Source organism: Pseudomonas sp. MH10, assembly GCF_034353045.1.
Classification (GTDB): Bacteria; Pseudomonadota; Gammaproteobacteria; order Pseudomonadales; family Pseudomonadaceae; genus Aquipseudomonas.
In genome coordinates this window covers 669,643-681,714 of sequence record NZ_CP133783.1, presented here as the reverse complement: position 1 = coordinate 681,714, position 12,072 = coordinate 669,643, and the positions used below count along the sequence as shown (strand labels likewise).

Here is a 12,072-nt window from a genome sequence, read left to right as displayed (position 1 = left end):
TACAGGCGCGAACGAAACGGCGACTTTTGGGTGATTTACAAGAGGCAATACAAGGCCGACGTCAATGCGTAAGGCTGTCGATCATCCCCTGACCTATAAGAATGCCGGCGTGATGGGCTTCGTCGTAAGACTCGTAACCGCGGCCGCAAACGTTGATGGCCGGCGAGGCGGCTTGGTGGTTCAACGTCACGGTCACTTGAACGATGAAATCAACAGTGTCGAGAACGCCTGGCGGACAAACAACCAAAACATCGATCACTTGCCCCCGGTAAACGTCCGAGAACGTCCGGCAAGGCATGTCCATACGAGTACTCTTTTAGTCGATTAAGATGTTTCGACTACGTTATCGACCATTTGTTGCAAAATAGCATCCAATTTGACGATGATCGGTACTCTTGTTTTCCCGACCTTCAGATCAGGGTATCAGCTTGCACGGTAGGCTTGGGCTCAGCCAACACCGCTTCAAGCCGATTATCGTTCATTGCCTGGATCGCCCGCGTGGCCTTGGCTTGATCGAAAGAGCCGTCCCATTTGGCGATAGCAATGGTGCCAATGCCGTTGCCGATCAGGTTAGTCACTGCACGCGCTTCGTTAAGGAAGCGGTCGACGCCCAGCAGCAGGACCAAGCCCACCAGCGGAATCGCGTGGATCACCGACAATGTCGCGGCCAGCGTGACAAACCCTGCACCCGCGACCCCTGCCGACCCTTTGGAGGTCAGCAACAACACACCTAAAACCACCAACTGATCCATCAAACTCAGCGGTGTGTTGGTGGCTTGGGCGACGAAGATCGCGGCCATGGTCAGGTAGATACAGGTGCCGTCGGAGTTGAAGGTGTACCCCGTCGGCAATACCAACCCGACCACTGATTTTTCACAACCCAGCGCTTCGAGCTTGACCATCATTCGCGGCAACACAGCTTCGGTCGAACAGGTGCCCAGCGTTACCAGGATCTCGTCCTTGAAATAACGCAAGAACTGCAACAACGGCAACCCCGACCAGCGCGCCACGGTGCCGAGCACGACCACAATGAAAATCAGCGTGGTGACGTACAACGCGATTAACAGTTGCCCCAACGACAACAACGTACCAATTCCGTATTTGCCAATGGTAAACGCCATACCCGCGCCCGCGCCCAAGGGTGCCAGGCGCATCACCATCGCAACGATACGAAACAGGCACTGCAACAGCATGTCGATGACCGAGACCAGCGGCTTAGCGGTTTCGCCCAACTGCACCAAGGCGATACCCATCAGCACCGAGACCAGAATCACCTGAAGCATCGCGCCCTTGGCGAACGCATCGAACAAAGTGGTCGGGATGATATCGAGGAAGAACTGAATGATGCCGCCTTGGGCAGCCGCCGCTTGGGTGTAGCTGGTGATCGCACTGCCGTTGATGGTGCTGATGTCGACGTTCATGCCGACACCCGGCTTGAGTACGTTAACCACGATCAAACCGATGACCAGCGCCAGGGTCGACAGCACTTCAAAGTAGATCAGCGCCTTGGCGCCGATGCGCCCGACCTCCTTGACGCTGCCCATTTTGGCGATGCCGACCACCACCGTCCCGAAAATAATCGGCGCCAGCAGCATTTTGATCAGTTTGATGAAGCCATCGGCAATGGGTTGTAGCTTGGCGCCGAGGTCAGGAACGAAGAAGCCAATAGCGCCACCAATGACGATGCCGATCAGTACTTGGATGTAGAGTTGGCCGTACCAGCGGGCCGGAGCATTATCCACGGGGTGTACCTCATATTTATTTTTATAGTGAGCAAGCATCGAGCCTTCCGGGAAAGCCGTGCGGCTCGACGCCAAAGACCTCGCCGAGCCGCGAACCTCATGACCATATTGCTATCACGCGCGCTCGCCCAACTCACGCATCACCGCGTACAACGCCGATTTGGCTTCAAAGCCCACGCCTGGAATGTCCGGCAACCCTACGTAACCGTTTTCAACACGAATACCGTCAGCAAAACCGCCAAAAGGCTGGAACACATCGGGGTAGGATTCGTTGCCGCCAAGATGCAAACCGGCCGCGATGTTCAGCGACATTTGGTGGCCGCCATGGGGTACGACGCGACGCGATGACCAGCCCATCTCCTCCATAACTTCGAGGGTCCGCAGGTATTCCACTAAGCCGTAGGACAGCGCGCAGTCAAATTGCAGGAAATCGCGATCCGGGCGCATGCCGCCGTGACGCAGCAAGTTACGTGCATCTTGGTGGGAAAACAGGTTTTCACCGGTGGCCATCGGCAGGTCGTAATGATTGGCCAACTCGGCTTGCAGGGCGTAATCCAGTGGATCGCCTGCTTCTTCGTACCAAAACAAGTTGTACGGCTTGATTGCCTCGGCGTAGGCGATCGCGGTTTTCAAGTCAAAACGGCCGTTGGCATCGACTGCCAGGCGCTGACCATCACCGACCACTTCCAGCACGGCTTCAATCCGACGCAGGTCTTCATCCAGCGACACGGCGCCGATTTTCATTTTCACCACGTCGTAACCGCGGTCCAGGTAGCTGCGCATTTCTGCCTGCAACTTGGTTTGGTCTTTGCCGGGGTAGTAATAACCGCCTGCCGCGTAGACCCAGACTTTGCTGTCTGCTACACCGCCGCGATAACGGTCGGCCAGCACCCGGTACAGCGGTTTGCCTTCAATTTTGGCCACTGCGTCCCACACCGCCATGTCAATGGTGCCCACCGCAACCGAGCGCTCACCGTGGCCGCCGGGTTTTTCGTTGGTCATCAGGGCTTTCCAGATGGCAAACGGGTCAAGGTTGTTGTGTTCTTTATCGATCAGGCTTTCAGGATCAGCTTCCAGCACACGCGCCAGAAAGCGGTCACGCATCAACGCGCCTTGCCCATAACGACCGTTGGAGTTGAAGCCATAGCCGATCACCGGCTTGCCATCGCGGATTACATCGGTGACGACCGCTACCACCGAACAGGTCATCTTGGAAAAGTCGATGTAGGCGTTGGCAATAGGGGATGCGATAGAAACCGTCTTCTCGCGAATGTCCACGATACGCATGGTGAATCCTCTCTTAGTGATTATGTTCAAGCAGGTCGCCACTCTAAAACTGGACGTTGCAGCGCGGCCAATGCTAAAAACACCGCACTTCATGCAGGAACGGCATTGCGATGGAACTGGTGTGGCTGGAAGATTTCAACGCGCTCGCGGACAGCGGGAATTTCTCCCGTGCAGCCGAGCTGCGACACGTAACCCAACCGGCATTTAGCCGGCGCATACGCGCGCTGGAAACCTGGGTGGGGGTCGATTTGTTCGAGCGCACCACCCAAGGCGCGGCTCTGACCGAGGCGGGCAAACACATGCTGACCAGCGCCCAGGAAATGACTCGGCGCCTGTATCAGATGCGACTGGATGCGCGGGAAGTGGCGGGTAAACAAGTGCGTACGCTGCACTTTGCTGCCACTCATTCGTTATCGTTCACCTTCTTTCCAGGCTGGATCAGAGGCATCGAGCGCGGCGCGCCAATCGAAGCTCTTCGCTTACTTTCGGACAGCATGATGGTCTGCGAGCAAATGCTCTTGCATGGCGAAGTTCAGTTTTTGCTCTGCCATCAACACCCTGACGTTCCCCCCCGCTTTGCCGCAGACCAGTTTCATTCCAAGGCGGTGGGCGGTGATGTGCTGACGCCGTTACGGGCTGCGGATTTTCTGGCCGAGGGCGACTCCGCTCCGTTGCAGCATTTGGCCTACACCGCAGAGTCCGGCCTGGGACGGATCGTCGGTGCACGCTTACAGGGTGAACACTCCCCGCCCGCGCTGAACACGGTGTTCAGTTCGCACTTGGCCGCTGTTCTGTTGTCAATGGCACTGGAAGGCAAAGGCATCGCCTGGCTGCCCCGGTCCTTGGCGGAACAAGAAGTGAGCAGCGGCAAGCTGGTGCGGGCGCTGGATGAGCGCTGGGACATCCCTGTAGAAATCCGTCTGTTTCGACCTAACGCGGCGTTGAGTGATTTTGCTGAGGACTTCTGGGCTCGGCTTTGATCTGTCCTGACCTGCGATATTTCCCCGACTGTCTGGAGTCAATGATGCCCAAAGCGCCCTTCTCTCCTTACCAATCGTTGGCCGAAATCTTGTTGACCCAAGCAGGTCAAAGCCAGTCAGACGGCTCCCACGACCTCTCTCATCTGTATCGGGTGTGGAGCAATGCTTGCTCGATTCATCGTGATGAAGGCGGTGATCTTGAAGTGCTATTGGCCGCGACCCTGTTGCATGACTGTGTGTCCGTCGAAAAGAACTCGCCCTTGAGGTCGCAGGCCTCTCGATTGGCCGCCGAAAAAGCGGCTTCCTTGCTCAAGGCGCTGGATTGGCCCCAGGACCGAATCGATGCCGTCGCCCACGCCGTGGAAGCCCACAGTTTCTCGGCCGCTATTACCCCAACCACCCTCGAAGCAAAAATCGTTCAGGACGCCGACCGACTCGACGCCATCGGCATGCTCGGCGTCGCCCGTTGTTTCTACACCGCAGGCCGTATGGGCAGCGCCATGTACGACGCCACCGACCCCGACGCGCAGCACCGCGAGCTTGATGACAAACGCTTCGCCGTTGATCACTTCCATACCAAATTACTGCACCTGGCGGATGAGTTTCAGACAGCCACTGGGGCACGTATTGCAGCGTTGAGGCACGAGCGGCTGAAGCGGTTTTTGGATGAGTTCATGGAAGAGGTTGGGGCTGATTGACCGGGGGGTAGCTCCGAAGGCCCTCCGCTAACAAATGGCTCCTACAGATGGCCGCTCGCCCATGGATGTTAGGTGCTCACTGCTCCAGATCCGCCGAAGTCCCCTGTGGGAGATTGGCTTGCCAACGAAAGCGTCGTTACCGGCGACCCAGGTTTCAAGTCGACATCAGTGGCGCGATTACGGGCCTCTTCGCAGGCAAGCCTGCTCCCACAGAATGCGCGGCGACGTGAGTCTTTCGGCCGATGAAATCCAAGAGCTGTATCGGCTTCGCAGCCTTCGGCAGCTCCCACAGTTCAGTGTTTGCTGCGCGACAGTGCGGCGTCGAAGACGTGGCGGACCCTCCCACAGAGACGTGGCCAGTCACGAACTTGGGATTCGATGAGGTCCTTATTTGGCGCACTTATCCAGCAACGCGCAGGCATCAATGAAGTTCATCTTCTTTTTACGCATCGCGTCTTGAACGGTCTGTGTGGCTTTTTCCAGGGCTGCACTGGGTTTGGCCCACTGCTCGGCGGGAATGGGTTGGGACCAACGCTGCACCGCTTCAGGCAAAACGGGCGAACCGGCTTTATGGCCCCATTCTGCGAGCATGTAAGGCATTTTCCAGAAGGTCAAAACGCGGCGCACGTACCACCAACGCAGTGGCCAGCGGGTGCGGGGTTCAAGGCCTATTTCGGCCATGCGTTCATCACTGATCGGCATATGTAAGCTGCCCATGTCTTCTTTGATTCGTCGCTCCACGTTCCATGTATGCAGTCCTTCATACGGACGCAACTCATCTTCTGTTAAATCACGGCCTATCATCCATACCGACAGGTCATCCGCCTGGCTTGGTATGCCTTGCTCCATGTACAAGCGGATCGCTTCCCATGTACCGATGGCGTGGGCTTGACTGGGCTTACTGGCCAGGACGAACTGCACGGTGTCGTTCTTTTCATCCTCAAGCCCCATGCCGAATTCGAAAAATTGAATGCTGCCGTATTGACCCATCATTTCCGACTGGGACACCCAGGCGACAACGCTTTCCCATGGCACGATCAACACTTCATAGGTGTCGTTGTCGACAAAACAAACTTCGCGGCGTTGGCGATTGAAACGTAGGGGGTATTGTTTGGCACTTGTGCGGACGCCTTGAAGAGTGGCGTGCCAACATATACCAATCATAAAAGCCCCAGAAATCAGCGCTACTTCAAAATTAGCCTGTATGCCCATCCCGAGGAGTTCCCAAAAAAAACGCTCGATATGAGGAGGTGAAAAAACAACCATCATCGTCGCTAAAATTAGTGGGAATATGAACATTATAATTAACACTATCCAAATAACCCATGCCAGCAACTTCCCCTGCATCACCATGCCGTTGTTACTTCCCCCCAATCTGCAGATAGACATCGTTCATTTCGGAAAAGTTCTGGGTACTAATAGGCTGCTGCCCGGTAAAAACCGGCAGCGGGGCGAGATACAGAATTTCCTCCGGTCCGTGTTTCCGAACTTCTCCAACGCGGGGCCTGTTGTTTTTTATGTCTGGCTTCGCTACGGACGGCAATTTGTTTGGTTTGCGCCGGTACAGTTTATTGAGCATTTCTTTCCAACAGCGCGCAGGCATCAATGAAGTTCATCTTCTTTTTACGCATTGCGTCTTGAACGGTCTGTGTGGCTTTTTCCAGGGCTGCACTGGGTTTGGCCCACTGCTCGGCGGGAATGGGTTGGGACCAACGCTGCACCGCTTCAGGCAAAACGGGCGAACCGGCTTTATGGCCCCATTCTGCGAGCAGGTAAGGCATTTTCCAGAAGGTCAAAACGCGGCGCACGTACCACCAACGCAGTGGCCAGCGGGTGCGGGGTTCAAGGCCTATTTCGGCGATGTATTCATCGCTAAACGAGCAGTGTAAATCCCCCAGATCCTCTTTAACTCTCCGCTCTACATTCCACGTGTGCAGCCCTTCATACGGCCGTAATTCATCTTCGTTTAAATCACGCCCCAGCATTAGTCTCATCCAGTCACCGGTCTGATCCTTGGGAATGCCTTGCTCCATGTACAAGCGGATCGCCTCCCACGTACCGATGGCGTGGGCTTGACTGGGCTTACTGGCCAGGACGAACTGCACGGTGTCGTTCTTTTCATCCTCAAGCCCCATGCCGAACTCGAAAAATTGAACGCTGCCGTATTGACCCATCATTTCAGACTGGGACACCCAAGCGACCACGCTCTCCCATGGCACGATCAACACTTCATGGGTGTCGCTGTCGACAAAACAAACTTCGCGGCGTTGGCGGTTAAAACGTATTGGGTATTGTTTGGCACTTGTGCGGACGCCTTGAAGAGTAGCGTGCCAACATATACCAATCATGAAAGTCCCAGAAATTAGCGCTGCTCCAAAATTAGCCTGTATGCCCATCCCGAGGAGTTCCCAAAAAAAACGCTCGATATGAGGAGGTGAAAAAACAACCATCATCGTCGCTAAAATTAGTGGGAATATGAACATTATAATTAACACTATCCAAATAACCCACGCCAGCAACTTCCCCTGCATCACCATGCCGTTGTTACTTCCCCCCATCTGCAGATAGACATCGTTCATTTCGGAAAAGTTCTGGGCACTAATAGGCTGCTGCCCAGTAAACACTGGCAATGGGGCAAGATATAAAGTTTCCTCCAGCCCGTGCCTCCGAACTTCTCCAACGCGGGGCCTGTTGTTTTTTATGTCTGGCTTCGCTACGGACGGCAGTTTGTTTGGTTTGCGCCGGTACAGTTTATTGAGCATTTTTTTCCAACAGCGCGCAGGCATCAATGAAGTTCATCTTCTTTTTACGCATCGCGTCTTGAACGGTCTGAGTGGCTTTTTGTAGGGCTGCACTGGGTTTGGCCCACTGTTCGGCGGGAATGGGTTGGGACCAACGCTGCACCGCTTCAGGCAGAACGGGCGAGCCGGCTTTATGGCCCCATTCTGCGAGCAGGTAAGGCATTTTCCAAAAGGTCAAAACGCGGCGCACGTACCACCAACGCAGTGGCCAGCGGGTGCGGGGTTCCAAGCCTATTTCGGCCATGCGTTCATCACTGATCGGCATATGTAAGCTGCCCGTGTCTTCCTTGATTCGTCGCTCCACGTTCCATGTATGCAGTCCTTCATACGGACGCAACTCATCTTCTGTTAAATCACGGCCTATCATCCATACCGACAGGTCATCCGCCTCGCTTGGTATGCCTTGTTCCATATACCGGCGAATTGCCTCCCACGTACCAATGGCATGAGCTTGGCTGGGCTTACTGGCCAGGACGAACTGCACGGTGTCGTTCTTTTCATCCTCAAGTCCCATGCCGAACTCGAAAAATTGAACGCTGCCGTATTGACCCATCATTTCAGACTGAGACACCCAGGCGACCACGCTCTCCCATGGCACGATCAACACTTCATGGGTGTCGCTGTCGACAAAACAAACTTCACGGCGTTGGCGGTTAAAACGTATTGGGTATTGTTTGGCACTTGTGCGGACGCCTTTAAGAGTGGCGTGCCAACATATCCCTAGCAGGGATACTGCCGTCAATACACGCGCTTCAATATGAACCTGAAATCCTAGGCCGACTATTTGCCAGAAATCACGTTCTATATCGACGGGGGAAAAAACCACTACGAACGCTGCCATAAAAAATGGAGATATTACTGTCATGAACAACACAATCCAGATCACGAAAGCCAGCATTTTCCCCTGCTCAACCATGCCATTATTATTCCCTCCTATCTGCAAATATACTTCGCTCATCTCCGAGAAATTCTGGGTACTAATGGCCGGCTGCCCAGTGAAGACCGGCAGCGGGGACAGGTACAATATTTCTTCCGCACCGTTTTTCCGAATCTCCCCCACGCGAGGCTTATTATTTTTTATATCAGGATTCGCTACGGGTGGTGCGCTAATTTTTTTGCGCCGAAATAACTTATTCAGCATCACGGCTCCTCAACTCTATAGCTGTTAACGGCCAAGCGTCAGTGGCTTGCAACTTGAAGGGAAGTTCCGTCTCTGGCTTGTATTTAAACACGCCCTTGTGATAAAGGGCCCTACTGTGTACATAGGATTTGTGTATGTCGAGGATAGGAAAAATAGTTCGATGGCGTAAAGGTTGGTGGTCTTCCAGCTTGTAGGCCAGCGCGACAACTAAACCGAACGGGTCGGTCAATTCGTATTTTGAAAACGAAAGGCTTAATACCAACGCTTCATGGTTTTGGCTGACGATGCGAAGCTGGCTCGCAAAATATTCACTGCGCCCCTCCCAGTAAGGCGGGATATGTACCGGGCGACCCCACCCCTTCTGTGATTGCTCCCTCTCACGGCGCTGATGCACTTCGATAGACACCTCACGACGGTCCAAATCTGCAGTGCTGACGCCGGGCAATGCGAAGCGGAACTCGGTCACGTCATCGTCTTGGCGAATCATTTCGCACAAGGGCTGTTGGACGGCGGTCGCCAACGCGATCCAATCGTCTTCCAGACTGCGGTTGAGGTTGTCCAAACCCCAAGCGCTGCGGTGCAGCCATTTTTTTGTATCATCCAAATTAAAGTAATTGTAGATACCTTGCCCTGCCATTTGCAGCGCCATACCAATGATACCGATCAGGTTGGCACGGGCAGCAATGCTGACTAAGCGCGGACTTTTTTCAGCCCAGGCCATGGCGCGCAACTCTTTGGGCAAGCGCAGGATGTCCCTGGTGATGATGTAGGAATGGCTAAATCCCCAGCCATTGGCGCCCATCAAAACGACGTCGCCCCCCATCTGTATCGATGTTGCAGCAAGTTTCTTTCCATCGCCCTCCGCTAGTGCTCGCCCCCATTGGTTGGTATGCCTTATTAGATCGAGTCCAGCCGCTGCAAAACCAAAACTAAAGGCGCCAAGTCCTGCGAAAGCCGACCATCTACCTAACCTACTCATAGCATTAAGCTTGCCTGATGCACTTTCCATCGCTGCAATATGGGCTTGTAGTATGCCTATCGCCATGCCTTGGCTTGCAGAAAATCCGGCTGCGGACATTCCAATCAGTGAGATGAAAAAATCTCCTAATTCAGTTCGCGACATTGACCTGCCGCCTAATAGCTCATCCGCAGCACTAACAAAATTAACCGCCTGAAAATAAAACACAACCACCGCAATCTGATTACCTTTAGCCGTCAATGCACCTGCAATCGGTTTTTTAAACGTGCCCGTACTTCGATAATCCCGAACCGTGCGCTGCATCTCGTCGCATAGCTCGGCGTCCATGTTGCCCAACACCAATCCAATTTGGCCGGGGCCTTTACCGCCAGGCGTAAGCCCCTGAGTAAGACGATCCTCCACAAGTTCAAGACTATTTTTTAGATTAGCGATCTGGTTATTTAAATGACGCGAGGCTTGATGACGAATTAAAACAAGGTGGCGCTCTCTGTATAACTGCTTCAGTTCTCGTCGCATGTCGATTGCTGTGTTGCGGTCGCGGTTGAAATTCTCTATCTCAAACGGTGTCGCTGCCCGAAGTGTCAGCCCACTGGTGGCATACGCACGGAGCAGCCGCAGCCGTGCAACTGGACCGATGTTACGAATAAAACTGTTGAGATCAACGCGCGAGCCTCTCTCAAAGTCCTGCTTAAAAAGGTCCAATTGATGAGCCGTGGTCATCTGCCGTGCCGGGTCATACGCCCCACCCAACAAGCTATTCAACCCTTCAAACTGACTGGTCAACGCCATGTAATTAGGCAAGCGCTGGCGCATGAGGCTGTTGAACTGGTTGGCCAACGCATCCATTTCCGCGACAGCGGCTGGGGCGTCGGCGATTTTGATTGAGATATTACTGAGGTCCGCGAGTTCTTTTAATGTCGCGTCCTGTTCGGCACTGCCCAGGGTGTCCAGACCTGGCACTTGTACCAGTGGGTTTTTCTCCAAGTAGGTTTCCAGTTGCTGCCAAGCATCCTGGTCGTCGCAGATGGCGGCAACGCAGAGCAGTTCAGTTTCCAAGCGGTGCTTGATCTGTTCGCTTTGTTGAAAGTCGTAATACCAGGCGGCACGGTGAAAATGCCCTTCGACGATCATCTTCAGGCGGTCGGCGCGGATGCGCTTGAGTTGACCTTGCCAGTGCTGCAACAGGGTTTGCTGCTTGAGCACAAAGGTCTGCATGGCTTGGCGCTGGACTAAATCATCAATACCGCGCTCGCCGGGCTCTGCCCCATGAAGCGATTCATAGGTTTGAAGATTAATTTCGGCGATGGTTTGTTCGTGCTTTTGCCAGCGTTCGCCCCCCAAGGCATCGCGCAAGGCCAATATGGATTCGGCGAACGGAATGGTTTTCGCCATCTCGCGCCATTTGAGCTCGTCGCCATACAGCGTAGGCCCTTGGTACTCACGCTTGTTGTGCAGGTAGCTAACCAGTGTTTCCTGTTCTGATTCGTTGATGTCTTTAAGTAATTCGGTGACGCCCGGATTATCGCGGGCCAGGTCCACAAGGCGTTTTTGATTGACGGTGTACAGAGACTGAATGTAAGAGCCGGTCACGTATTGACGCTGAATGATGTCATCGTCGGCCCATTCACCCATCCAATCGGCAACCTTGAGTTGCGCGGCTGCCAGGTCGCGCATGATGCCAATGTCGTCGCGAACGACCAGAAACAAGAAGTCATTTTTGTGCGCGCCACCGACCTGACTGGTCAGCTCCTCAATCCAGGTATGACGAAACAACGGCGCCTGTTCCCAGAGGTAAGCAGTGTTTTCTTCCGGGTTGGCGCCTTCGGGCAGTTGCGCTGTGGGTGCCTTATCAACCGGACCGCGACCGCCCGCCTCGCAACGATTTTCCGCAACTTCTGCCAACCAGGCGCTGGCTTGGCTCTCGGTCAGTAGATGTTTGGCGGTGCGTTCACTGCTTGCTGAAGCGAGATTCACGCGTTGCATGAACCGTTCACGCTCAGTCGCGGACTGGATCACTTGCGAGCATTTATAGGCGGTCCACTGGATTTCCGAGTAGGCGACATAGACGGCGTTGTTTCGGGGGACTATCAGCGTACTTTCATTGCCAACGGCATGTTGACGTACATCACTCGCCACCTCGGCTCCGTCCCAAAGCAGCTTGGAAAGGGAACCCTGCTCAATCAAATACTCATGGAGGAACCCGTTGCTGCTGTCGACAACATACAAGTAGCCATCGCGCAGCAATCGAATGCCCATGGCCTTGCTTTGCAAGGTATGGGGCATGGGCAAGTCGGAAGGTGGCGTGAGGTGTTCCACCAATCCGTAGCGCAGCGGCAACAACTGAATCGTGGTTTTGGTCAGCGGGCATGCGCCGCCAGCGCTGGCGCTGTCATGGCTGCGTGACTTGGCAATCAAATTGGCCAAGTGTCCACGTGGGGTCATTA

At 54.4% G+C, this 12,072-nt stretch carries 9 protein-coding genes; 2 read left to right on the top strand and 7 right to left on the bottom strand.

Features of this window, described 5'->3' with window-relative positions; translation table 11 throughout:
• Positions 1-61: 61 nt before the first annotated feature.
• From RHM59_RS03150 to RHM59_RS03140, 3 genes are all read right to left on the bottom strand, one after another.
• Positions 62-304, bottom strand: a complete 243-nt coding sequence (locus RHM59_RS03150; protein WP_322164675.1) for a hypothetical protein — start codon at positions 302-304, stop codon at positions 62-64.
• A 106-nt stretch (positions 305-410) separates the two neighbouring features.
• Positions 411-1,742: a C4-dicarboxylate transporter DctA gene (gene dctA, locus RHM59_RS03145; protein WP_322164676.1), complete on the bottom strand. Its 1,332-nt coding sequence runs from the start codon at positions 1,740-1,742 to the stop codon at positions 411-413.
• 114 nt (positions 1,743-1,856) lie between these two features.
• Positions 1,857-3,029 carry a mandelate racemase/muconate lactonizing enzyme family protein gene (locus RHM59_RS03140; RefSeq protein WP_322164677.1) on the bottom strand — a complete coding sequence of 391 codons (1,173 nt, stop codon included), beginning with the start codon at positions 3,027-3,029 and terminating at the stop codon, positions 1,857-1,859.
• Positions 3,030-3,139: 110 nt separating this feature from the next.
• Between RHM59_RS03140 and RHM59_RS03135 the strand changes: the two genes are divergently transcribed.
• Complete coding sequence (locus RHM59_RS03135; RefSeq protein WP_322285940.1) at positions 3,140-4,009, top strand: LysR family transcriptional regulator; 870 nt, start codon at positions 3,140-3,142, stop codon at positions 4,007-4,009.
• A 44-nt stretch (positions 4,010-4,053) separates the two neighbouring features.
• Positions 4,054-4,707, top strand: coding sequence for an HD domain-containing protein (locus tag RHM59_RS03130; protein WP_322285939.1), 654 nt, complete (start codon positions 4,054-4,056; stop codon positions 4,705-4,707).
• Between the two features lie 387 nt (positions 4,708-5,094).
• Here RHM59_RS03130 and RHM59_RS03125 read toward each other — a convergent pair whose 3' ends face one another.
• The 4 genes from RHM59_RS03125 to RHM59_RS03110 all read right to left on the bottom strand — a co-directional run bounded on the left by RHM59_RS03125 (position 5,095) and on the right by RHM59_RS03110 (position 11,965).
• A complete protein-coding gene (locus RHM59_RS03125; protein WP_322285938.1) occupies positions 5,095-5,871 on the bottom strand; it encodes a hypothetical protein in 777 nt (258 codons plus the stop codon).
• A 404-nt stretch (positions 5,872-6,275) separates the two neighbouring features.
• On the bottom strand, positions 6,276-7,469 hold the full coding sequence (locus tag RHM59_RS03120) for a hypothetical protein (protein WP_322285937.1): 1,194 nt from the start codon (positions 7,467-7,469) through the stop codon (positions 6,276-6,278).
• On the bottom strand, positions 7,459-8,649 hold the full coding sequence (locus tag RHM59_RS03115; protein WP_322285936.1) for a DUF6708 domain-containing protein: 1,191 nt from the start codon (positions 8,647-8,649) through the stop codon (positions 7,459-7,461). Before RHM59_RS03115 ends, RHM59_RS03120 begins: the two co-directional genes overlap by 11 nt.
• The gene (locus RHM59_RS03110; RefSeq protein ID WP_322285935.1) at positions 8,639-11,965 is read right to left on the bottom strand and encodes a toxin VasX; all 3,327 of its coding nucleotides are present in this window, start codon (positions 11,963-11,965) and stop codon (positions 8,639-8,641) included. The genes RHM59_RS03115 and RHM59_RS03110 overlap by 11 nt, the downstream gene beginning before the upstream one ends.
• Positions 11,966-12,072: the final 107 nt, after the last annotated feature.

Coding starts and splice junctions, on each gene's coding strand:
- RHM59_RS03150 (WP_322164675.1), bottom strand. CDS start 304: ATGGACATGCCTTGCCGGACGTTCTCGGACGTTTACCGGGGGCAAGTG.
- RHM59_RS03135 (WP_322285940.1), top strand. CDS start 3,140: ATGGAACTGGTGTGGCTGGAAGATTTCAACGCGCTCGCGGACAGCGGG.
- RHM59_RS03120 (WP_322285937.1), bottom strand. CDS start 7,469: ATGCTCAATAAACTGTACCGGCGCAAACCAAACAAACTGCCGTCCGTA.
- RHM59_RS03125 (WP_322285938.1), bottom strand. CDS start 5,871: ATGATTGGTATATGTTGGCACGCCACTCTTCAAGGCGTCCGCACAAGT.
- RHM59_RS03130 (WP_322285939.1), top strand. CDS start 4,054: ATGCCCAAAGCGCCCTTCTCTCCTTACCAATCGTTGGCCGAAATCTTG.
- RHM59_RS03115 (WP_322285936.1), bottom strand. CDS start 8,649: ATGCTGAATAAGTTATTTCGGCGCAAAAAAATTAGCGCACCACCCGTA.
- RHM59_RS03140 (WP_322164677.1), bottom strand. CDS start 3,029: ATGCGTATCGTGGACATTCGCGAGAAGACGGTTTCTATCGCATCCCCT.